Raw genomic sequence first — 21,990 nt, 5'->3', positions numbered from 1 at the left:
AGGCTGTGCCGATATTAGAGTGAGAAGATTCTGGCCAGGAGCTGGATCGGCACTCACAGAAGCAAATCCTGCTTCGCTCTGGCACAGGTTGCGATGTGCCGTCCCGGGACGTGTCGCGTATCCTGTGCCGCAGGACGCGACGTCTTGGTAAGTGCTTCGTAAACGACAGACTCGCATTGTGACGGCATTTACCGATCGTTCACCTTCCGAAGACAAGAAAATAAAGCAAAAACAATAGTTTGATGTTTTGTGGCCAATCAGCCATCGCATCCGGCTGGAATCCTGCATTGCCCTCATCGCGGCGACGTGGCCGAGGCGAGCGGAGGCTGTAGGATGCGAAATTATGGGGGTCTTGTTCATGCGTTCGGCGGATTCGCCAGACACAGCGGTGGAAATTTCGCGGTCCTGTTCGGCTTTGCTGCCTCGGTCTTGGCGCTAGCCGCTGGCATCTCGGTCAACATCTCGCAGCTCTACAACGCCAGATCGAGCCTGCAGGGCATCGTCGACGCCGCGGTGACATCGACGGCGCGTGACCTGACGACCGGGGTCATCAAGGAAGCCGATGCCAACAAGGCGGTGCAGGCCTTTCTCGTGGCCAACGAGACTGCCGGAATCCTGCTGCCGGGCCAGATCGTGCTCGACAAGCTCACCGTCGACAGGACCGCGAACACCGTGCAGGCGGACGTGCATGTCGATGTCAGCCTTTATTTTCCGCTGTTCAGCACCAGCGACATGCGGCGCGTCGGTGCTTCCACCACAGCACTCTATTCGGACAAGCAGGTCGAGGTCGCCATGATGCTCGACATCACGGGATCGATGGCGAAACGAGGCAATGTCGACAAGATCGGCGATCTGAAGGCAGCTGCGAGAAACGCCGTCCAGACGATGCTCCAGATCCAGGATCCGAAGAACCCCCGCATCCGGGTCGCGATTGTGCCTTACGCATCCGGCGTGAACGCCGGCAAGTTGGCGGAAAATGTCTACGCCGAGAAACAGGGGAGCTCTGATCTGCCACCGGTCGCCGGCAGTTCGCTACTCGTCGCAAAGACGGGCAAGACGACATTACCCTCCTTCAGCGACTACATATCAATTATTGGTGCGGCAATGCCAAAGCCCGACAATTGCACGACCGAAAGGAAGGACAAGAACGGCAATGCGGATTTGAGTGCCGACGGCCCGGACACGGTTCGCACCGACAAGAACGGCAAGAATTACTATGCCTTGGTCAACCGGGACGATCATCTGGGTGTTGGGAGCATGAACAGATGCCCTGACGCGGAGGTGATCCCGCTGACGGCTGATTCTGGCGCATTGCTTGATTCGATCGATGTCTTCCGGGCCAATGGTTATACGGCCGGCGCGATCGCCATCCAGTGGACCTATTATATGCTGTCGCCGCAATGGCGGGCTGCGATCAAGAATGCCGGTCTCGGCAACGGCGCCTCGGATACCAATGCGAAGAAGATTGCCAAGGTCGCGATCCTGATGACTGATGGCCAGTTCAATACCGCCTTCGCCGGAGCCGGGGGGAACTACAACAGCCAGGGCAACCTTGCACGTGGCAACGCCGAAACGCTGTGCGGCAACATGAAAAGTGACGGCATCGAGATTTTCACCATCGGCTTCGATCTGAACGACAAGGACATGTCGCCGACCGAGCGGGACCAGGCAAAGGCGGTGCTGAAGGGCTGTTCGTCGAAAGACGCCTCCGCTTCGGAGAGGCATTATTTCGAGGTGTCCACCGGAGTGGAATTGGACGCCGCCTTCCAGGAAATCATCCGCAACACCGAAAAGGTCGCACTGACCCAGTAATTCGCCAAAAGGAAAAGGCCGCCGCTTCTTTCGAAGCCGGCGGCCTTCCGTGTTTCCGTCCATGGCGCGGCCTGTGGCGGCAACCCCTTCGGGTTACCTACCGCGCATCTCGCGCCTTAACGGGAAGACTGCTTCCCGAAAGTGCAATCCGCTGAGGCCACGTTCTGGAAAACGAAATCACTCGACATCGGATCACCTCCTTTCGATTTGTTGAACACATCCTCATGATGGGGTGCGTCGCAGCAAATGACAAGGTGCCGTGCTGAAAAAGGCAACTGCGCCGGAAAATGCGGTCCAGCCGGAATCGCCCGCACGACTTGCGATCCACGGCTCAACCGGACAAGATCGTCGCATCGGGCCGTGGGGGAACGAGCATGGATGCCACCGAGAGAGCCGCACGCATCGTTCGCACCGTGATCGGAGCGCTGAAGCCGGGCTTTGCCGTCCGGCTGTGGACCGGGGAACGGATCGGTCCCGCCAGCGGTCCCGTGCTTGCCATCAACGATCAGGACATCGTCTGGCAACTGGCCCGCCGGCCGAATTTCTCGACGCTGCTCGAAATGTGGATTTCCAGGACGATCGACGTCGAGGACGGGTCGCTGTTCGACCTCTACGCCCTGCCGTCGCAGGGCAAGCTGAGGCTTAAGGCGCTGCCGAAGCTGGCGATCCTGCGCGACCTCCCCGCCGTCCTGTTCTCGCGGCGACAGATGACGAAACGGGCCGATCTTGCCGGCCGCAACCCCTTCGTCAGCGGCTCGAACAAGCAGGCGATCGAACATCACTACGATATCTCGAACGCCTTCTACCGGCTCTTCCTAGATGAGCGCATGGTCTACACCTGCGCCTATTTCACCGATTTCGCCAATGGCATCGACCAGGCGCAGAAAGACAAGCTCGACCATATCTGCCGCAAGCTCCGGCTGAAGCCGGGCGACCGGCTGCTCGACATAGGCTGCGGCTGGGGAGCGATGCTGATCCATGCCGCCAAGCATTATGGCGCCATCGGTCACGGCGTCTCGCTTTCCGAGGAGCAGACCCGGCTGGCGCGTGAGCGCATCCGCACTGAGGGGCTGGAGGACAAGATCACCATCGACATCAAATCCTACACCGAGCTCGACGGCAGCTATGACAAGATCTCGTCGATCGGCATGTTCGAGGCGGTCGGTCTCGCCAACCACGCCACCTATTTCTCGACCGTCCACCGGCTGTTGAAGCCTGGCGGCATCTATCTGCACCATGCCATCACCAGGCGGGGCAAGGGCGGCACGCGCAAGACGCTGCGCAAGGGCGCCGAATACAAGGCGCTGATCAAATACATCTTCCCCGGCGGCGAGGTCGACACGATCGGCATGACGCTGGGCAATCTCGAGGCGCACGGCTTTCTCGTCGCCGACGTCGAGAACCTGCGCGAGCATTATGCCCGCACCTGCAGGCTGTGGGCCGAGCGCCTGCAGGCCCGCTTCGACGAGGCCATCGCCGAAGTCGGCGAGCCCAAGGCACGGCTGTGGCTGCTTTACCTCACCGGCTGCTCGATCACCTTCGATCGCGGTTCAGCGCAGATCTTCCAGACCGTCGCCACCAAGCGCGCGCGCGGGCCGAGCGGCCTGCCGCCAACTCGGGCGGACCTTTACCGGTAGCTACAGCAAACGCATCGAGTCGCCGACCTTGATGCCGGCCGGGTGGTCGACCGTACAGTAGACACCGAGGTTGTGCGCGTTGTGGCGGACCAGATTGCGCAGGATAGCGGGATCGTGCGCGAAGCCGTCCTGGCCGATGATGGTGAAGCCGCAGCGGCGGCATGGTTCGGAAATCGTCAGCAGCAATTCGCCGATGGCGAGCTTGCGGCCGATCCATTCCGTCTCCGGAAACGAGCCTTCGACCTCAGCGATGTCGACCACGATGCTGGGGCGGAAGCGGCGCGGGTCGGCCGCCCCATCCGGATGCAGCGCCTTCAGACGTGTCAGCGATGCCGTGGTCAACAGATGGATCGGCGCCTTGCTGTAGCGGGCGGCGGTGACCGGGCCGGCATAGGCCGGCGGCGCGTTCTCCCGGCCGAACGGCCGGATCGAGGCCGCGAAGCCAAGATAGGCCGATAGGGCGCGATCGCATTCGGCGCCGGGTGCGCTCAGCCAGTCGCCGTCAGGGACGGCGACCTCAAGGTCGCGATCATTGGTCAGCCGGGTGCGAATGCGCGGCACCTTGTGCCATTTCGCCTCGCGGTCGGGCCGCGCGATCTCGTTGTCGCAGATGTCGACGAGGCCGAACATGCGGTCGCCTTCGATGCCCGCCGGTCCGACCAGGATGGCGTCCTGGCGCTCGCCGGCGAGCGAACTCGCCGGATAGCGCCAGAGCTGGCTGACGGTGCCCAATGCCGTGTCGTCCCGCATCAGCCCTTCTTGTTCTGCCGGTTGGCGATGAGGTCGTCGACGACGGCCGGATCCGCGAGTGTCGAGGTGTCGCCGAGGGCGGCAAAATCGTCCTCGGCGATCTTGCGCAGGATGCGGCGCATGATCTTGCCGGAACGGGTCTTGGGCAAGCCCGGCGCGAACTGGATCTTGTCGGGCGAGGCGATGGCGCCGATCTCCTTGCGGACATGGGCGATGAGTTCCTTGCGCAGTTCCTCGGTCGGCTCGTGGCCCTTCATCAAGGTGACGTAGCTATAGATGCCCTGGCCCTTGATGTCGTGGGGATAGCCGACGACGGCGGCCTCGGAAACCTTCTCGTGGCTGACCAGCGCCGATTCGACTTCGGCCGTGCCCATGCGATGGCCGGAGACGTTGATGACGTCGTCGACGCGGCCGGTGATCCAGTAATAGCCGTCGGCGTCGCGGCGGCAGCCGTCACCGGTGAAGTACTTGCCCTTGTAGGTCGAAAAATAGGTCTGCACGAAGCGGTCGTGATCGCCATAGACGGTGCGCATCTGGCCTGGCCAGGAATCGGTGATGCAGAGATTGCCGTCCGCCGCCCCTTCCAGCACCTTGCCCTCACCGTCGACCAGCTGCGGCTGGACGCCGAAGAAGGGCCGCGTCGCCGAACCCGCTTTGAGGTCGGTGGCGCCCGGCAGCGGCGTGATCAGGATGCCGCCTGTCTCGGTCTGCCACCAGGTGTCGACGATCGGCACCTTGCCATTGCCGACGACGTTGAAATACCACTCCCAGGCTTCCGGATTGATCGGCTCGCCGACCGAACCCAGCACGCGCAGCGACTTGCGGGACGTCTTCTTCACGGGATCATTGCCGGCGCCCATCAGCGCGCGCAATGCAGTCGGCGCGGTATAGAAGATGTTGACCTTGTGCTTGTCGATGACTTCCCAGAAGCGCGACTGCGACGGGTAGTTCGGCACGCCCTCGAACATCAGCGTGGTGGCGCCGTTGGCGAGCGGCCCGTAGACGATGTAGCTGTGGCCGGTGACCCAGCCGACATCGGCGGTGCACCAGTAGATGTCGCCGTCATGGTAGTCGAAGACATATTGGTGGGTCATCGAGGCGTAGACGAGATAGCCGGCGGTGGTGTGCAGCACGCCCTTCGGCTTGCCGGTCGAGCCCGAGGTGTAAAGGATGAACAGCGGATCCTCCGCCTTCATCTTCTCCGGCTTGCACTCGGCCTTAACCGTCGCGACCTCGTCGTGGTACCAGAGATCGCGGCCAGGCGCCCAGCCGATCTTGCCGCCGGTGCGACGCACGACGACGACATTCTTGACCATGACGTGGTGCCTGGCGGCGATATCGATGGCCTTGTCGGTGTTTTCCTTAAGCGGGATCGGCTTGCCGCCGCGCAGGCCCTCGTCAGCGGTGATGACGAAGGTCGATTCGCAGTCGACGATGCGGCCGGCCAGCGCGTCCGGCGAAAAGCCGCCGAAGACGATCGAATGGATGGCGCCGATACGCGTGCAGGCGAGCATCGCATAGGCGGCTTCCGGGATCATCGGCATGTAGATGGTGACGCGGTCGCCCTTCTTGACGCCGTGCTTCTTCATCACATTGGCGAGCCGGCAGACTTGCTCGTGGAGCTCGTTATAGGTGATCTTCTTGTCGTCGTAGGGGTTGTCGCCTTCCCAGATGATGGCGGTCTGGTCGCCGCGCTTCTTCAGGTGGCGGTCGATGCAGTTGTAGGAAACGTTGGTCAGCCCGTCCTCGAACCACCTGATCGAGACCTTGCCGTCGAAAGAGGTGTTCTTGACCTTGCTGAAAGGCTTGAACCAGTCGATGCGCTTGCCGTGCTTGCCCCAGAACTTGTCTGGGTTCTTGATGCTGTCGGCATACCATTTCAGGTAGGTGTCATTGTCGATCAGCGCATTCTTCTTCCACGCCGGCTGGACGCGATGGACATGAACCTCGGACATTCCTGATTTTCCTCCCGAAGAAATCCGCAGGCTTGAAACGCCGGCGGGATCGCGGCGAAGCGGCCGCGAATTCGGCGGCATTATTACCAGTTCCGGCGTGACGGCAACATTAGACGTTGGATTCGCGCGGCGGGATGCCGCAGGGAGCTAATCCACGGCTGTCAGCACTCGAATGGGTTCGCTGCTAAGCGCATGTTTTCTCATGCTAAAGCCGGTTTTGATGAAGAAAAAATCAATAGACGGTTAATCAACGGCGCGCACAATAACCCATGGGAGGAAAGGAGAATCAACCGAGGGACCGCCAAGGGGACCGCAATGCGCGACCATGCCGAAATGGACCTGATGCTTAAGGGCTATGGCTTGACCACGGCCAAGATTCTTTATCATTTCCCCGACCATCCGCATCTCCTGCAGAGCTTCATCTGGCAGGACTACGATATCGCTCCGAAGTTTCCGGTGCTGATCAAATTCATCGAATTCTGGAAAGCCAAGCTCGACGGGCCGCTGCACTCGGTCTGCTACACGCATCAGAAGCTGATCGCGCCGAATGAATGGCGCAAGGTCGATGGAGAGTTCGTGCTGCATTAAATGCCGGTTGTTGACAGCCTGTTTCCATTCTCTGGCGAAGACAGGCGCGTCCGCGTCGACTAGCTTTTGAGGTACGACGTTGGCGAGGCAATGGGCCAGAAGCCGCGTCCGATCTGGAGACCGGTGATGACCTCGTTCGACTATGCCGCACTGCTGCTTCGTCTCAGTGTCGGTGGATTGTTTCTTGCGCACGCCTACCTGAAATACTTCGTCTTCACGCCCAAGGGCACCACCGACTATTTCCAGTCGCTCGGCGTGCCCGGTTATTTCGGATTGATCGCCATTGCCGCCGAAACGGCGGGAGGGCTTGGCCTGATCTTCGGCGTCGCCACGCGTCTGGCGGCCATCCTGCTCATTCCTCTCATGGCCGGCACGATCGTGCTCGTTCATGGCAAGAACGGGTTCTGGTTCACAAATGCGGGCGGTGGCTGGGAATATCCGGCGCTGTGGATCGTCTGCCTTGTCGCCATCGCCCTGATCGGCAGCGGCTCGGCGGCGCTTTGGCCGATCTGGGGATAGATCCTCAGGTTGGCAGGAATGCTCAGGCCGCGAAGGCACGGCCTGAGCTGGGTGGCAATCACACGGCCGGCGGGTTGAGCCGGGCGAAGCCTTCCTGGCGACGATAGGGGAAATACGGATAGGGCGCGGTGACCTCGCTTGCCGCGTCGAGTTTTTTCACCTGATCCGGCGTCAGTGACCAGCCGACGGCACCGAGGTTCTGGCGCAACTGTTCCTCGTTGCGGGCACCGATGATGACAGAGGAAACGGTCGGGCGCTGCAACAGCCAGTTGATGGCGATCTGCGGCACGGTCTTGCCGGTTTCCTGCGCCACCACGTCCAGCGCATCCATCACCCGGTAGAGATGTTCGTCCTCGACCGGCGGACCGAAGCTTGCGGTGTCATGCAACCGGCTCTTTTCCGGCAGAGGCTGGCCGCGGCGGATCTTGCCGGTCAGCCGGCCCCAGCCGAGCGGGCTCCACACCAGCGCGCCGACACCCTGGTCGAGGCCGAGCGGCATCAACTCCCATTCATAGTCGCGGCCGACCAGCGAATAGTAGACCTGATGGGCGGCGTAGCGCGGATAGCCATGCTTGTCGGCCTCGGCCAGCGACTTCATCACTTGCCAGCCGGAGAAGTTGGATACGCCGACATAGCGCAGCTTGCCCGCGCGGATAAGATCGTCCAGCGTCGACAGCACCTCCTCGATCGGCGTGCCTGCGTCGAAGGCGTGCAGTTGCAAAAGGTCGATGTAATCGGTGCCGAGGCGCTTCAGCGCGGCGTCCACGGACTTGATCAGCCGCGAGCGCGAAGAACCGTAATCGGCTGGTGCGTCGCCCATCGGCAAGGACGTCTTGGTCGAGATCAGCACCGCGTCGCGGCGGCCCTTGATGGCTTCACCGAGCACTTCTTCCGAAGCGCCGTTCGAATAGACATCCGCCGTGTCGAACAGATTGACGCCGGCTTCGAGGCAGATGTCGACCAGCCGGCGCGCCTCTTGCGCGTCGCTGTTGCCCCATGCGCCGAACAGTGGCCCGGAACCGCCAAAGGTTCCCGCTCCAAACGAAAGTGCGGGAACTTTCAGGCCCGATGCGCCGAGACGCCGATAGTCCATTCTTCTTCTCCTTAATGATGTGGAAAGCGGAGTTGCGAGTGATGCCTACGACTGGACGCAAGCCGGCGTATCGAGCACCGGGGTGCGATCGAGGCGCAGTGCCAATCCAGCCACGCCGAGCGCCGCGACCGGCAGCAGAGCGGCGACCCAGGTGAGGGAGCCGAGGCCGAGGCCATGGGCAATGACGGCGCCGCCGAGCCAGGCGCCGGCGGCGTTGCCGAGGTTGAAGGCGGCGATGTTGAAGGACGAGGCAAGGCTCTGGCCGGCGCCTTGCGCCTTGTCCAGCACCCACATCTGCAGCGGCGCCACGGTGGCGAAGGCGGCGGCGCCGAGCAGGCCGACATAGATCACGGCCATGACCTGGCTGTGGAGGGCGAAGCTCATGGTGGCGAGCACAAGGGCGAGCACCGCGAGACTGCCGAGCACGGCCGGCACCAGCCAGCGGTCGGCCACCTTGCCGCCGGCGAGATTGCCGGCGATGAGACCGCCGCCGAAGACGAGCAGGATCGGCGACACGGCCGCTTCCTTGAAACCGCTGATTTCGGTCAGCAGGGGCGCGATGTAGGTGAAGACGGCGAAGACGCCGGCATAGCCGAGCACGGTGATGGCGAGGCCGAGCAGGACGGGCGTGCGGCGCAGCACGGCAAGATCGGCGCGCAGGTCGCTTTTTTCGGGAGCGGCCTGGCCGCGCGGTACCAGAGCCAGGATGACGGCGAAGGCGGCAAGGCCGACAGCGGTCACCGCCCAGAAGGTCGCGCGCCAGCCGAAGGCCTGGCCGAGCCAGGTGCCGAAGGGCACGCCGAGGATGTTGGCGATGGTGAGCCCGGTGAACATCAAGGCGATCGCCGAGGCCTTCTTGTTGGGCGCGACAAGGCCGGTGGCGACCACCGAGCCGACACCGAAGAAGGTGCCATGGGCGAAGGCCGTGACGATGCGGGCGCCCATCAGCGTCCAGTAGTCGGGCGCCAGCGCACAGGCGAGATTGCCGATCGTGAAGATCGCCATCAATGCCAGCAGCACGGTCTTGCGCGGCCAGTTGCCGGTGGCGATGGTCAACAAGGGAGCGCCGACGACGACGCCGAGCGCATAGCCCGAAATGAGCTGGCCGGTGGCCGAGATCGAGACGCCGAGGTCCTTGCTGACATCGATGAGCAGACCCATGATGACGAATTCGGTGACACCGATGCCGAAGGCACCGGCGGCGAGGGCGTAGAGAGCAAGAGGCATGGCGGCGGTCCGATCGGTTGATGAAGGGACGCTCCAGTCCCCCGTCACTTTGTGTTGTTGGGGCATGATCTCTTCCGAAAACCGGTTTCCACTTTTCGGGATCATGCCCCGACCCGCAAGATCGTCATCCCCTGACCTGTGAACCAGACTTGCAGTAGGCACATTTTCTGTGAAATAAATTCACGAATGGCGCGACCCGAGATCAACCGTTCCGGCGAAATAGAAGTGTTCCTGCGTGTCGTCGAGGCTGGCAGCTTCTCATCCGCGGCGCGGCGGCTCAGAATGACGCCGTCGGCGGTCAGCAAGCTGATCGCCCGCCTGGAGACGCGACTTGGCGCGCGGCTGCTCGCCCGCTCGACGCGCAAGCTGCAATTGACGCCGGAAGGTGCGGCTTTCCATGACAGCGGCACGCGCATTCTCGCCGACCTCGATGCGGCGGAGCGCGAAGCGGCGGCAGGGGCGACGCCACGCGGCAGGTTGAGGGTCAACAGCTATGTGCCTTTCGGCCAGCACCGGCTGATGCCGCTCCTGCCGCGTTTCCTGGAGCGCTATCCCGAGATTTCCATCGAGGCGGTGCTGACGGACAACGTGATCGATCTCCTGGAGGAACGCGCCGATGTCGCCATACGCGCTGGGCCGCTGCGCGAATCACGACTGGTGGCGCGCAAGCTGGGCGAAGGCCGGATGGTGCTGATCGCGGCACCGTCCTACCTCGAAGCGCGCGGCACGCCGCATACGCTGGCCGATCTTGCGGGCCACAACATGCTGGCCTTTGGGTTCGCGCGGCACATTGACGGCTGGCCCTTTGTCGACGCGGCGGGCGCGCCGATCATCGTCCCGATCGTCGGAAACCTGATGCTGACCGATGGCGAGGCGATGCGCCTGGCAGCGATTGCTGGAGCCGGCATTGCCAGGCTGGCGCATTGGCATGTCGAGGCGGACATCGCCGCCGGTCGCCTGGTTCCGTTGCTGGAGGCGTTCAACCCCCGCGATCTGGAACCGACACACGCCGTTTATGTCGGTCAGGGCAAGCATCTGCCGGCCCGGGTGCGCGCCTTTCTCGATTTTCTCGCGGAAACCGTCCGCCTCTGAACGAAGTCAAAAAGCCGCACGCCGTTTGGCGCGCGGCTTTTGAGGTCAGGTGCGAAGGGGATTACGCCTTCGGCGTGAACGGCGCCGGGCGCCGGCCGGCGGCCTGACGCTCCAGCATCCAGCCGGGGTATTCGGCGGGCAGTGCGCTGACTTCGTCGAGACGGGTAAGATCGTCGCTATCGAGCTTCAGCTGGGTGGCGGCAAGGTTCTGTTCGAGCTGGTCCATGCGGCTGGCACCGATGATGACGCTCATCACGAAGGGCTTGGCCAGGACATAGCCGAGCGCCACCGTAGCGACGCTGACATCGTGCTTCTTGGCGACTTCGCGCATGATGGCGACGGCCGCCCAGGCACGGTCCTCGTTGACCGGCGGGAAGTTGAAGGAGGCGCGGCGGCCCTCGCCATTGCCGGGGGCGCCGGGGCCGTATTTACCCGACAGCAGGCCGCCGGCCATCGGCGACCACACCATCAGGCCGAGTTTCTCCTCGTTGATGAGCGGCACGATCTCGCGTTCGAGATCGCGGCCGGCGATGGAATAATAGGACTGGATGGTTTCGAAACGGGCAAAGCCCTTGCGGTCGGCGATGCCGAGCGCCTTGGCGATGCGCCAGGCTGCCCAGTTCGACACGCCGACATAGCGGACCTTGCCGCTGGCGACGAGATCGTCGAGTGCCCGCAGCGTCTCGTCGATCGGCGTTACCGCATCGGTGCCGTGCAGCTGATAGAGATCAATATGGTCGACCTGCAGCCGTTCGAGGCTGGCATCGACCGAATCCATGATGTGGCCGCGCGACGAGCCGCGGTCGTTCGGTCCGTTGCCCATGGCGCCATGGACTTTGGTGGCGATGACGACGTCCGAACGTTTGACGCTGAGGTCCTTGAGGGACTGGCCGAGCAGCCGCTCGGACTCACCGAAGGAGTAGACGTCGGCCGTGTCGAAGAAGGTGACGCCGGCGGCGATCGAACGGCCGACGATCTCGTTGACGCCCTTCTGGTCGAGGCTGGCAATCAGGCCCCATTGGGCATTCTGGCCGGCTGCGCCGAAGGTCATGGTGCCGAGGCACAGTTCGGAGACGAATAGGCCGGTATTTCCAAGCTGGTTGTAACGCATGGCGAAGGCTCCAGGAAAATGTGTGGTGGCACAAAGCAAATAGGAACGGAACGTTTCGTTTCCAGCGTTGGCATAATGGCCCTTTCAAGGTGGACCATCCTCGGTCGACCGTCGCTACTGCCGCGAAAACTTATTAGAGATCGACCAGTCGTTCATAGGCCTCGACGGCCAGCACGACGGCAACTGGCTTTCCCCGCGTGGTGATGGTTTGCGGCCCTTTTTTGCGCGACTGACTTACCAGCTTCGAGAGATTGTTCTTTGCGCTCTGAATATCCCAGTTCATGAGGCTGCTCGGTGAATGGTTTGGCAAGCATATACCAGACGCTGCAGAGGCCTAACGACTGCCGAAAATCGCCGAACCGACCCGAACGCTGGTGGCGCCAAAGGCGATCGCTGTCTCGTAGTCGCCGGACATGCCCATCGAGAGCTTTTCGACACCTGCCTCGCGGCCGAGCTTTTCCAGCAGGGCGAAGTGCGGGCCGGGGTTCTCCTCGGCCGGCGGAATGCACATCAGGCCTTCAATGGCGAGGCCGTGGACATCGCGGCAGTGGGCGATGAAGGCCACGGCGTCGCGGGGCTCGATGCCGGCCTTCTGCGGCTCGGAGCCGGTGTTGACTTGGACATAGAGTTTTGGCGCCCGGCCTTGCCTGGCGATTTCCTTCGCCAATTCGGCGGCGATCTTGTCGCGGTCGACCGTTTCGATGACGTCGAACAGCGCCACCGCCTCCTTGGCCTTGTTCGATTGCAACGGACCGATCAAATGCAATTCGATATCCGCGAAAGCCTGCTTCAGCGCGGGCCATTTGCCTTGCGCTTCCTGGACGCGGTTTTCGCCGAAGACGCGCTGGCCGGCCTCGATGACGGGTTGGATGTCGGCGGCCTCAAAAGTCTTGGAGACAGCCACCAAGGTCACGGCACCCGCCTTGCGGTCGGCCTCCTGCTCGGCGGCGGCGATCTTCGCCTTGACCGCGAAAAACTGCTGAACGGTGTCACCCATATGCAAATCCCGCTGTTTTGACCCGCGTTTTTAGCCGCCGCGATGCCCATATGGTTGACGGGTTTGCCAAACCATGGTGAACACCCGGACCACATTCCCTGAACCGCCGGACCAGTCATCGGCGGTTCGTGCCTGCTTTTAAGTGAAAAACGTCCCATGGCAACCGAACGATACAATCCGCGCGCGTCAGAGCCCAAATGGCAGAAGGCCTGGGCCGAAAAGAAGCTGTTCGAAGCGCACAATGACGATCCGAAGCCGAAATACTACGTGCTGGAAATGTTTCCCTATCCGTCGGGGCGCATCCATATCGGCCACACCCGCAATTATACGATGGGCGACGTGGTGGCGCGCTACAAGCGGGCCAAGGGTTTCAACGTGCTGCATCCGATGGGCTGGGACGCCTTCGGCATGCCGGCCGAGAACGCGGCGATGCAGAACAAGGTCCACCCCAAGGAATGGACCTACCAGAACATCGCCACCATGCGCGAGCAGCTCAAGGTCATGGGCCTGTCGCTGGATTGGGCACGTGAATTCGCCACCTGCGACGTCGACTACTACCACCGCCAGCAGATGCTGTTCCTCGATTTCGTCGAGAAGGGGCTGGTGACGCGCAAATCCTCCAAGGTCAACTGGGACCCGGAGGACATGACCGTGCTTGCCAACGAGCAGGTCATCGACGGGCGCGGCTGGCGCTCTGGCGCGCTGGTCGAACAGCGCGAACTGACGCAGTGGTTCTTCAAGATCACCGATTTCGCGCAGGACCTGCTGGATTCGCTCGACGGGCTCGACGAATGGCCTGAAAAAGTGAAGCTGATGCAGCAGAACTGGATCGGCCGTTCGGAAGGCCTGCTGATCCGCTGGCCGCTGGCCTCCGACGTTGCCGGTGAACACGAGCTGGAAGTCTATACGACGCGGCCCGACACTATTTTCGGTGCCTCGTTCATGGCCGTCGCCGCCGACCATCCGCTGGCGAAGAAAGCCGCCGAGACCAATCCGGCGCTGGCGAAGTTCATCGACGAAGTGCGCCATATGGGCACTTCGGTGGCAGCGCTGGAGACAGCCGAGAAAAAGGGCTTCGACACCGGCATCCGCGTCGTCCATCCCTTCGACGACAACTGGACGCTGCCGGTCTATGTCGCCAATTTCGTGCTGATGGAATACGGAACCGGCGCCATCTTCGGCTGCCCGTCCGGCGACCAGCGCGACCTCGACTTCGCCAACAAATACGGACTGCCGGTCATCCCGGTGGTGATGCCGGAAGGCGCCGACGCGAAAACCTTCCAGGTCATCGAAGAGGCCTATGTCGATGACGGTGTGATGATCAATTCGCGCTTCCTCGACGGCATGAAGCCGGACCGCGCCTTCGACGAGGTGGCGAACCTCCTGGAGCAGAAGACGATCGGCAACCGGCCGATGGCCGAGCGCAAGGTGAATTTCCGCCTGCGCGACTGGGGCATTTCGCGCCAGCGCTACTGGGGCTGCCCGATCCCGATGATCCATTGCGAGGATTGCGGCGTGGTGCCGGTGCCGAAGGCCGACCTGCCGGTCAAGCTGCCCGACGATGTCGATTTCGACCGGCCAGGCAATCCGCTCGACCGGCATCCGACCTGGCGGCATGTGAAGTGCCCGCAATGCGGCAAGGACGCGCGCCGCGAGACCGACACGATGGACACGTTCGTCGATTCGTCGTGGTATTTTGCCCGCTTCACCGCGCCCTGGGCGCATGAACCGACCGATCCCAAGGCGGCCAATCAATGGCTGCCGGTGGACCAGTATATCGGCGGCATCGAGCACGCGATCCTGCATCTGCTCTATTCGCGCTTCTTCACACGCGCGATGCGCGAGACCGGCCATGTCGATCTGGCCGAGCCGTTCAAGGGCCTCTTCACGCAAGGCATGGTGGTGCACGAGACATACCGCGTCGGTTCGGCGTCGAACGGCCGCTGGCTGGCGCCGACAGAGGTGCGGCTGGAGGGCGTCGACGGCGAGCGCCGCGCCTTCGACATCGCCACCGGCGAGGCTGTCACCATCGGCCCGCTGGAGAAGATGTCGAAGTCGAAGAAGAACACGGTCAGCCCGGAAGACATCACCGACGGCTACGGCGCCGACACGGCGCGCTGGTTCATGCTGTCGGATTCGCCGCCCGAGCGCGATGTCGAGTGGACCGACGACGGCGCCGCCGGTGCGCATCGCTTCATGCAGCGCATCTGGCGGCTGGTGTCGACGGCGGCCGAGACGCTGGCGGGAATCAAGCCCGCCGCCGCCGATGCCGGCGAGGCCGGAGCGGTTTCCAAGGCCGCGCACAAGATCCTGAAAGCGGTCGGCGAGGACATCGAGAAGCTCGGCTTCAACCGCGCCATCGCCCGCATCTATGAACTGGCTAATGCGCTGACCGGCCCGCTCAACGAAGTGGCGGAAGGCAAGGCCGATCCGGCACTGCAAGGGGCCTGCCGCCAGGCGGTGGAGATCCTGGTGCATCTGATCGCGCCAGTCATGCCGCATCTGGCCGAGGAGTGCTGGGAGACGCTGGGCGGCACAGATCTGGTCGCCGAACGGCCATGGCCGGTCTTCGATCCGGCACTGGTCGTCGACAATGAAGTGACCTATCCGGTGCAGGTCAACGGCAAGAAGCGGGGGGATTTGACAATTGCCCGCGACGCGGACCAAGGTGCGGTCGAAAAAGCGGTATTGGCTCTCGACTTCGTGCAGAAAGCACTCGAAGGTAAGGCTCCGCGCAAGGTGATCATCGTGCCGCAGAGGATCGTCAATGTCGTTGCCTGATCGGGAAAAGACAGAGCTGAGCCGTTTGCTGCGCCGCGTAGCGCTTGCCGGCCTTGTCGGCTCGCTGGCGCTGGTTTCGGCCTGCACGGTGCGGCCGCTCTATTCCAACGCGCCGTTGTCGACGGGCGCGAGTGCCAATGCCGAACTGGCGTCGATCGCCGTCAAGCCGGTCAAGACGCGCTATGCCCAGCAGGTGCGCAACAATCTGATCTTCGGCTTTGGGCGCGGGGCCGGTGAACCGGCCTCGCCGCTTTATTCGCTCGATCTCACTGTGACCGAGGCCGTGGAATCCTCGGCCCTCGTGCAGGTCCAAACCGATCAGGACGAGCCGACCGCCGGTTCGGTGACGCTGACCGCCAGCTATACGCTGACCGATATGAAGACCGGTGCCGTCATCACGGTCGGCAAGCGCGCGATCACCTCGTCCTTCGACCGGCCGCGGCAGGAATTTGCCTCGTACCGGGCGCAGATCGACGCCGAGAACCGCGCCGCGCGCGAACTGGCCGAGGCCCTGCAGCTGTCCATCGCCCAGGATCTGGCCCGGCACGGCAAGGCAGCTGCATAGCCATCGCAACAATGGCTTCCAGCGGCCTGGCAGCGGCCGGGCGCACCATCGTTTCACCTCATCTTCTTAGCTCGACGCCTTGGCTGCGCGGGTGTTCGCCGAATGACGATCGGCTGCCCGAATCCGGATCCCGCGCGTCGCTGCGAAAATACATTTCGATCGCTCCAACGGTGCCGACGGGAAGCAACTGTTAACCACTCGCTCCCTATTGCTCAGCAGACGTTTCAGAGTGAGTCTTGAGCATGGAATCCAAGCGTTTTCCTCGGGTCAATTCATTGAATGCAGCTTCACCCGATGATCCCGAGGGAAAGCGTTTCAACCGCATCGGCGGCAAGGTGGATGGCCGGCAGCCCGGTGCGGTCAGGGCCGGCAATTCCCCGCCACCGGTGGATCTCGGCGGCAATGAGAGCCCCGCCTGGCAAGACTATTTCTTCCTGGCGCCCAATGTGCGGTTCACGCGCACGCCGGATTACGAGGCCAACGCGCGCCGTCCGGAGCGCGACCAGGTCGCTGTCGAGCAAAGTCAGCCACTGACGCCACCAGCGCCACAGGCAATCGCACGATCCAGCGAGGCTTCGGCAGCGCCGATGAGAAGCCGGCATCCTGCCCTGGAGGCGGCCCGGCCACTCGCAGGTAACAGGGCCCCCACGCATGAAAGGCAGCCTGCCTCTCCCACACCATCCGCCTCAGCCGGGAATGCCGGAGAACAGGCGCGGATTGTCGCACCGGCAGGGGCGAGGACAGCCGTGACCGCAAGTGCATCCGCCTCAACGACGCCGGTTCAGGGAATGGCTGCACCGGTCAGGAAAGGTCGCGAAACCGCGCGCTGGCCCTATCTGTCGGATCACGTCTTCTTCGAACTCATGGCGCCCTACATGATCGAAGCGCCGTCACCGGCGCCACGAGCGGTACCGATTGTGCGCGCGGCCGGGCCTGTCGGTATCCAATTGGTCGATATTCGTGACGCGTCCGCGTCCGATCCCACTGCGTTGTTCCGTGTCATCGACTGTCTTCCAGGCCTGCAGGCCCCGCCCGTCCTGCCGGATGTCCGTCCAGCCAACTCGAATGAGGCCGCGGCTCAGCCGGCGGCGAAAAGCACACGGCAAAGGGTCCAGCCGGCGGCTGCTGCAATTCCCGCTGTTGCCAGCAACGCCGCTTCGGCGCGGGTCGCGCAAGGCACGGAGGAGAGCGGGCAGGCTCCGGCTGGGCGCGTGTCCGCGCCGCTGCCCATGGCGGGCAAGATCGTGCCGGCCACGACAGGCGAGGCCTACGAACTTCCCTCGGAAGAGCTGCTGCAGCAGCCGCCGGAAGGACAGGGCTTCTACATGTCGCAGGAACGGCTGGAGCAGAATGCCGATCTTCTGGAAAGCGTGCTCGAGGATTTCGGCGTGCGCGGCGAGATCATCCACGTCCGCCCCGGTCCGGTCGTCACCCTCTATGAGTTCGAGCCGGCGCCCGGCGTCAAATCGTCCCGGGTCATCGGCCTTGCCGATGACATCGCCCGCTCCATGTCGGCAATTTCGGCGCGCGTCGCCGTGGTGCCGGGCCGCAACGTCATCGGCATCGAGCTGCCGAACGAGACCCGCGAGACCGTCTATTTCCGCGAGCTGATCGAATCGCAGGGTTTCCGCAAGACCAGCTGCAAGCTGGCGCTTTGCCTCGGCAAGACGATCGGCGGCGAACCTGTCATCGCTGAGCTGGCGAAGATGCCGCATCTGCTGGTCGCCGGCACCACGGGCTCAGGCAAGTCGGTCGCCATCAACACGATGATCCTGTCGCTGCTCTACCGGCTGAAGCCGGAAGAGTGCCGGCTGATCATGGTCGATCCGAAGATGCTGGAACTCTCCGTCTATGACGGCATCCCGCATCTTCTGACGCCCGTCGTCACCGATCCCAAGAAAGCGGTCACCGCGCTCAAATGGGCGGTGCGCGAGATGGAGGACCGCTATCGCAAGATGGCGCGGCTCGGCGTGCGCAACATCGATGGCTACAATGAGCGCGCCGCCCAAGCCCGCGACAAGGGCGAGGCCGTCGTCATGACGGTGCAAACCGGCTTCGAAAAAGGCACCGGTGAGCCGCTGTTCGAGCAGCAGGAAATCGATCTGGCGCCGATGCCATACATCGTCGTCATCGTCGACGAGATGGCCGACCTGATGATGGTCGCCGGCAAGGAGATCGAAGGTGCCATCCAGCGCCTGGCGCAGATGGCCCGCGCGGCCGGCATCCATCTGATCATGGCCACGCAGCGCCCTTCGGTCGACGTCATCACCGGCACGATCAAGGCCAACTTCCCGACCCGCATCTCCTTCCAGGTCACCTCCAAGATCGACAGCCGCACCATTCTGGGCGAACAGGGCGCCGAACAACTGCTCGGCCAGGGCGACATGCTGCACATGATGGGTGGAGGACGCATTTCACGTGTGCACGGCCCCTTTGTCTCCGATGCGGAAGTCGAACATGTCGTGGCGCATCTGAAGGCGCAGGGCCGGCCGGAATATCTGGAAACCGTGACCGCCGACGAGGATGACGAAGAGATTGACGGCGACCAGGGCGCCGTCTTCGACAAGGGATCCGTCGCGGCCGAGGATGGCGATGCCAGCTATGACGAAGCGGTCAAGGTGGTCGTGCGCGACAAGAAGTGTTCGACGTCCTACATCCAGCGCCGCCTCGGGATCGGCTACAACCGCGCCGCATCGCTGGTCGAACGGATGGAAAAGGAAGGGCTGGTCGGCGCGCCCAACCATGTCGGCAAGCGCGAGATCATCATGGGCCGGCGCCCGCCGGTAGCCACGCCTGACGAAGACGGCGCGGAATGATTGGCGACCGCTTCGGCGATCGGGCTTCGTCGGACGCATAACAAAAAAGGCCGGTTGCCCGGCCTTTTTTCATTGAAGCAGCGCGACCTCAGCCGATCTTCTGGCCGGTCTTTGCCCAATCGGCGGCGAACTGGTCCAGGCCCTTGTCGGTCAGCGGGTGCTTGACCAGCGCCTTCAGCGTCGCCGGCGGTGCGGTCACGACGTCGGCGCCGATGAGGGCGGCCTGCTTGACGTGGTTCACCGTGCGCACCGAGGCGACGAGGATCTCGGTCTGGAAATCGTAATTGTCGTAGATCTGCCGGATCTCCTGGATCAGCTCCATGCCGTCCGAGCCGGTGTCATCGACGCGGCCGACGAAGGGCGAGATGAAGGACGCGCCGGCCTTGGCGGCGAGCAGCGCCTGGTTGGCCGAGAAGCACAGCGTGACGTTGACCATGCGGTTCATCTGGGTGCGAATGGTCTTGCAGGCCCTCAGGCCGTCCAGCGTCAGCGGCACCTTGATGCAGACATTGGGCGCGATCTTGGCCAGCACTTCCGCCTCCGCCAGCATGTCCTTGTACTCGCTCGCCACGACTTCGGCCGAGACCGGGCCGGCGACGATATCGCAAATCTGCTTGGTGACGTCGGCGATCTTGCCGCCGGATTTGAGAATCAGCGACGGATTGGTGGTGACGCCGTCGAGCAGCCCCAGATCGTTGAGTTCACGGATATCCTTGATGTCGGCGGTGTCGACGAAAAATTTCATGGTGGGTCTCCTGACGAATTCGTCGTGCTTGGGAAGGCACGTTCAGCGTTGCTCTTTGATCTAGACCAAAGTCGGGGCAAGGTCACGCCTCATGATCGAAGATTCGCCCTTTGTCGCGGCCGCACCGGTGCTGGTGCCGATGCCTGCCGAACGCCCCTACACCTATGCCGTGCCGGCCGGCATGCGCGTCGTGCCGGGGTCGATCGTGCGCGTGCCGCTCGGGCCGCGCCAGGTGGCCGGCATCGTCTGGGACGGTGCGGTCGAGACTGTCGACGCGAAAAAACTGCGCCCGATCGAACAGGTTTTCGACTGTCCGCCGATCGACCGCGCCATGCGCCGGTTCGTCGACTGGGTGGCGCAATACACGCTGTCGGCGCCGGGCATGGTGGCGCGCATGCTCCTCAGAGCGCCGGAGGCCTTTGACCCGGAACCCTGGATCGAGGGGCTGCAGCGGACGCTTGTCATGCCCGATCGAATGACCGATGCGCGATCGCGCGTGCTGGAGACGGCCGAGGGCGGCCTAGCCTGGACACGCTCGGGTCTCGCCCACGCGGCAGGCGTGTCGTCGACGGTGATCGAGGGGCTCAAGGCGCAAGGTGTGTTCGAGAGGGTGATGATCCCGCCGCGGCCGGTCGTGGCCGCGCCCGACCCGAGCTATGCCGTGCCGGAATTGATGCCGGATCAGAATGACGCCGCATCGATGCTGCGGGGCAATGTCGCGGCCGGCGCTTTCAACGTCGCGCTGCTCGATGGCGTCACCGGTTCGGGCAAGACGGAAGTCTATTTCGAGGCGGTGGCGGCAGCACTCGACCAGGGCAAGCAGGTGCTGATCCTGCTTCCGGAAATCGCGCTGACCCATGCTTTCCTCGAACGCTTCCAGCAGCGCTTCGGCGCCAAGCCGGGCGAATGGCATTCCGACCTGCCGCCAAGGATGCGCGAAAAGGTTTGGCGGCAAGTGGCGGAAGGCGGCGTGCGCGTCGTCGCCGGCGCCCGTTCGGCGCTGTTCCTGCCGTTCAGGGAGCTCGGCCTGATCGTCGTCGACGAGGAGCATGACCCCGCCTACAAGCAGGAGGACCGCGTCTTCTACAATGCGCGCGACATGGCGGTGGTGCGCGGCCATATCGGCGGCTTCCCGGTGGTGCTGGCGTCGGCGACGCCCTCGGTCGAAAGCCGGGTCAATGCGAGCCAGGGCAAATACAACAGGGCCATTCTCTCCGCCCGTTTCGCCGAGGCGGCGCTGCCTTTGCTGAAGTCGATCGACATGCGCCGCGCGCCGCCGGCGCGCGGCGGCTTCCTGTCGCCAGTGCTGATCGACCATATGCGCAAGACGCTGGAGAAGAAGGAGCAGTCGCTCTTGTTCCTCAACCGGCGCGGTTATGCGCCGCTGACGCTGTGCCGGGTCTGCGGCCATCGCTTCGGCTGCCCGGTGTGCTCGGCATGGCTGGTCGAGCATCGTTTTCGCGGCCAGTTGGTCTGCCATCATTGCGGGCACAATGAACGCCGCCCCGAGGCCTGCCCCGAATGCGGCACGCTCGACCATCTGGTCGCCTGCGGGCCAGGCGTCGAGCGCATCGCCGAGGAGGTCGTCACGCATTTTCCCGACGCGCGCACCATCGTATTGTCGTCCGACCTGATGGGCGGTGTGCGGCGGCTGCGGCTGGAACTGGAGGCGATCGCCGATGGCGAGGCCGACATCGTCATCGGCACGCAGTTGGTCGCCAAGGGGCACAATTTTCCCAACATGACGCTGGTCGGCGTCGTCGATGCAGACCTTGGCCTCGCCAATGGCGATCCGCGCGCCGCCGAGCGTACTTTCCAGCTGCTCAGCCAGGTGACCGGCCGCGCCGGCCGCACCGGCAAGAAGAGCCTCGGCCTGCTGCAGACTTTCCAGCCTGACCATCCGGTGATGCGGGCGATCGTCTCCGGCGATGCCGAGGCTTTTTATGAGCGCGAGATCGCCGAGCGCGAGCGGGCGGCCTTGCCGCCCTTCGGCCGGCTGGCCGGCGTCATCGTCAGCGCGGTGACGCGGGCCGAGGCCGAAGGCCATGCACGCGGCCTGCGTCGCGCCGCGCCCGAGGCCAGCGATCTGTTCGTGCTCGGGCCCGCCGAAGCGCCGCTGTCGCTGCTCGGCGGCCGCCACCGCTTCCGCCTGCTGATCCAGGGCGAACGGCGCGCCGACATGCAAGGTTTTATCAGGGCCATGCTGGCCAATGGGCCGAAACAGCGCGGTTCGGTGAGGGTCCAGGTGGATATCGATCCGCAGAGCTTTTTGTGACTTGGTGCTGCCAGCGATAGGCTGAGT

Annotated in this window: 17 protein-coding genes; 9 read left to right on the top strand and 8 right to left on the bottom strand. The window is 63.6% G+C overall.

The genetic code is table 11. The features are described 5' to 3' along the window. Positions 1-333: 333 nt before the first annotated feature. Positions 334-1,812, top strand: a complete 1,479-nt coding sequence (locus A3AU_RS0112255; RefSeq protein ID WP_027053087.1) for a TadE/TadG family type IV pilus assembly protein — start codon at positions 334-336, stop codon at positions 1,810-1,812. 374 nt (positions 1,813-2,186) lie between these two features. Then, positions 2,187-3,449: an SAM-dependent methyltransferase gene (locus A3AU_RS0112250; protein ID WP_027053086.1), complete on the top strand. Its 1,263-nt coding sequence runs from the start codon at positions 2,187-2,189 to the stop codon at positions 3,447-3,449. On the opposite strand, the gene A3AU_RS0112245 is transcribed toward A3AU_RS0112250, so the two are convergent. Both A3AU_RS0112245 and acs read right to left on the bottom strand, forming a co-directional pair. Further along, positions 3,450-4,199, bottom strand: a complete 750-nt coding sequence (locus tag A3AU_RS0112245; RefSeq protein ID WP_027053085.1) for an MOSC domain-containing protein — start codon at positions 4,197-4,199, stop codon at positions 3,450-3,452. It lies immediately after the preceding gene. Continuing rightward, complete coding sequence (acs, locus tag A3AU_RS0112240) at positions 4,199-6,154, bottom strand: acetate--CoA ligase (RefSeq protein ID WP_027053084.1); 1,956 nt, start codon at positions 6,152-6,154, stop codon at positions 4,199-4,201. Before acs ends, A3AU_RS0112245 begins: the two co-directional genes overlap by 1 nt. Before the next feature lie 315 nt (positions 6,155-6,469). Here acs and A3AU_RS0112235 point away from each other — a divergent pair, with 315 nt between their 5' ends. Then, the gene (locus A3AU_RS0112235; protein WP_027053083.1) at positions 6,470-6,742 is read left to right on the top strand and encodes an usg protein; all 273 of its coding nucleotides are present in this window, start codon (positions 6,470-6,472) and stop codon (positions 6,740-6,742) included. A gap of 126 nt (positions 6,743-6,868) precedes the next feature. After that, complete coding sequence (locus A3AU_RS0112230; protein ID WP_027053082.1) at positions 6,869-7,261, top strand: DoxX family protein; 393 nt, start codon at positions 6,869-6,871, stop codon at positions 7,259-7,261. Between the two features lie 58 nt (positions 7,262-7,319). Here A3AU_RS0112230 and A3AU_RS0112225 read toward each other — a convergent pair whose 3' ends face one another. Both A3AU_RS0112225 and A3AU_RS0112220 read right to left on the bottom strand, forming a co-directional pair. Further along, a complete protein-coding gene (locus tag A3AU_RS0112225; protein ID WP_027053081.1) occupies positions 7,320-8,354 on the bottom strand; it encodes an aldo/keto reductase in 1,035 nt (344 codons plus the stop codon). 45 nt (positions 8,355-8,399) lie between these two features. After that, positions 8,400-9,581 (bottom strand): MFS transporter, encoded by a 1,182-nt coding sequence (locus A3AU_RS0112220; protein WP_027053080.1) that lies wholly within the window; start codon positions 9,579-9,581, stop codon positions 8,400-8,402. A 186-nt stretch (positions 9,582-9,767) separates the two neighbouring features. On the opposite strand from A3AU_RS0112220, the gene A3AU_RS0112215 reads away from it, so the two are divergent. After that, entirely contained in the window at positions 9,768-10,673 is a 906-nt protein-coding gene (locus tag A3AU_RS0112215; protein ID WP_027053079.1) for a LysR family transcriptional regulator, read from the top strand. A 61-nt stretch (positions 10,674-10,734) separates the two neighbouring features. On the opposite strand, the gene A3AU_RS0112210 is transcribed toward A3AU_RS0112215, so the two are convergent. From A3AU_RS0112210 to A3AU_RS0112200, 3 genes are all read right to left on the bottom strand, one after another. After that, entirely contained in the window at positions 10,735-11,784 is a 1,050-nt protein-coding gene (locus A3AU_RS0112210; protein WP_027053078.1) for an aldo/keto reductase, read from the bottom strand. A 133-nt stretch (positions 11,785-11,917) separates the two neighbouring features. Next, positions 11,918-12,067: a type II toxin-antitoxin system prevent-host-death family antitoxin gene (locus A3AU_RS1000000137810; RefSeq protein WP_081709507.1), complete on the bottom strand. Its 150-nt coding sequence runs from the start codon at positions 12,065-12,067 to the stop codon at positions 11,918-11,920. A 51-nt stretch (positions 12,068-12,118) separates the two neighbouring features. Then, on the bottom strand, positions 12,119-12,781 hold the full coding sequence (locus A3AU_RS0112200) for a YggS family pyridoxal phosphate-dependent enzyme (RefSeq protein ID WP_027053077.1): 663 nt from the start codon (positions 12,779-12,781) through the stop codon (positions 12,119-12,121). A 156-nt stretch (positions 12,782-12,937) separates the two neighbouring features. On the opposite strand from A3AU_RS0112200, the gene leuS reads away from it, so the two are divergent. From leuS to A3AU_RS0112185, 3 genes are all read left to right on the top strand, one after another. After that, the gene (leuS, locus tag A3AU_RS0112195) at positions 12,938-15,562 is read left to right on the top strand and encodes a leucine--tRNA ligase (protein ID WP_027053076.1); all 2,625 of its coding nucleotides are present in this window, start codon (positions 12,938-12,940) and stop codon (positions 15,560-15,562) included. Further along, positions 15,549-16,127, top strand: coding sequence for an LPS assembly lipoprotein LptE (locus tag A3AU_RS0112190; RefSeq protein ID WP_027053075.1), 579 nt, complete (start codon positions 15,549-15,551; stop codon positions 16,125-16,127). Before leuS ends, A3AU_RS0112190 begins: the two co-directional genes overlap by 14 nt. 242 nt (positions 16,128-16,369) lie before the next feature. Further along, positions 16,370-18,943, top strand: a complete 2,574-nt coding sequence (locus A3AU_RS0112185; RefSeq protein WP_027053074.1) for a DNA translocase FtsK — start codon at positions 16,370-16,372, stop codon at positions 18,941-18,943. 88 nt (positions 18,944-19,031) lie between these two features. Here A3AU_RS0112185 and fsa read toward each other — a convergent pair whose 3' ends face one another. Beyond that, positions 19,032-19,688 (bottom strand): fructose-6-phosphate aldolase, encoded by a 657-nt coding sequence (gene fsa, locus A3AU_RS0112180; RefSeq protein ID WP_027053073.1) that lies wholly within the window; start codon positions 19,686-19,688, stop codon positions 19,032-19,034. A gap of 91 nt (positions 19,689-19,779) precedes the next feature. Here fsa and A3AU_RS0112175 point away from each other — a divergent pair, with 91 nt between their 5' ends. Next, positions 19,780-21,963 carry a primosomal protein N' gene (locus tag A3AU_RS0112175; protein WP_027053072.1) on the top strand — a complete coding sequence of 728 codons (2,184 nt, stop codon included), beginning with the start codon at positions 19,780-19,782 and terminating at the stop codon, positions 21,961-21,963. Positions 21,964-21,990 lie beyond the last annotated feature (27 nt).

It is taken from the genome of Mesorhizobium erdmanii USDA 3471, assembly GCF_000472705.1.
In the GTDB taxonomy this organism is placed as follows: domain Bacteria; phylum Pseudomonadota; class Alphaproteobacteria; order Rhizobiales; family Rhizobiaceae; genus Mesorhizobium; species Mesorhizobium erdmanii.
This window is presented reverse-complemented; position numbering and strand designations above follow the sequence as displayed.

Bases quoted from the DNA above. Each gene is read 5' to 3' on its own strand.
- leuS (WP_027053076.1), top strand. From the start codon at position 12,938: ATGGCAACCGAACGATACAATCCGCGCGCGTCAGAGCCCAAATGGCAG.
- A3AU_RS0112190 (WP_027053075.1), top strand. From the start codon at position 15,549: ATGTCGTTGCCTGATCGGGAAAAGACAGAGCTGAGCCGTTTGCTGCGC.
- A3AU_RS1000000137810 (WP_081709507.1), bottom strand. From the start codon at position 12,067: ATGAACTGGGATATTCAGAGCGCAAAGAACAATCTCTCGAAGCTGGTA.
- A3AU_RS0112255 (WP_027053087.1), top strand. From the start codon at position 334: ATGCGAAATTATGGGGGTCTTGTTCATGCGTTCGGCGGATTCGCCAGA.
- A3AU_RS0112235 (WP_027053083.1), top strand. From the start codon at position 6,470: ATGCGCGACCATGCCGAAATGGACCTGATGCTTAAGGGCTATGGCTTG.
- A3AU_RS0112245 (WP_027053085.1), bottom strand. From the start codon at position 4,199: ATGCGGGACGACACGGCATTGGGCACCGTCAGCCAGCTCTGGCGCTAT.
- A3AU_RS0112200 (WP_027053077.1), bottom strand. From the start codon at position 12,781: ATGGGTGACACCGTTCAGCAGTTTTTCGCGGTCAAGGCGAAGATCGCC.
- A3AU_RS0112210 (WP_027053078.1), bottom strand. From the start codon at position 11,784: ATGCGTTACAACCAGCTTGGAAATACCGGCCTATTCGTCTCCGAACTG.
- A3AU_RS0112185 (WP_027053074.1), top strand. From the start codon at position 16,370: ATGGAATCCAAGCGTTTTCCTCGGGTCAATTCATTGAATGCAGCTTCA.
- fsa (WP_027053073.1), bottom strand. From the start codon at position 19,688: ATGAAATTTTTCGTCGACACCGCCGACATCAAGGATATCCGTGAACTC.
- A3AU_RS0112250 (WP_027053086.1), top strand. From the start codon at position 2,187: ATGGATGCCACCGAGAGAGCCGCACGCATCGTTCGCACCGTGATCGGA.
- A3AU_RS0112220 (WP_027053080.1), bottom strand. From the start codon at position 9,581: ATGCCTCTTGCTCTCTACGCCCTCGCCGCCGGTGCCTTCGGCATCGGT.
- A3AU_RS0112225 (WP_027053081.1), bottom strand. From the start codon at position 8,354: ATGGACTATCGGCGTCTCGGCGCATCGGGCCTGAAAGTTCCCGCACTT.
- A3AU_RS0112230 (WP_027053082.1), top strand. From the start codon at position 6,869: ATGACCTCGTTCGACTATGCCGCACTGCTGCTTCGTCTCAGTGTCGGT.
- acs (WP_027053084.1), bottom strand. From the start codon at position 6,154: ATGTCCGAGGTTCATGTCCATCGCGTCCAGCCGGCGTGGAAGAAGAAT.
- A3AU_RS0112215 (WP_027053079.1), top strand. From the start codon at position 9,768: ATGGCGCGACCCGAGATCAACCGTTCCGGCGAAATAGAAGTGTTCCTG.
- A3AU_RS0112175 (WP_027053072.1), top strand. From the start codon at position 19,780: ATGATCGAAGATTCGCCCTTTGTCGCGGCCGCACCGGTGCTGGTGCCG.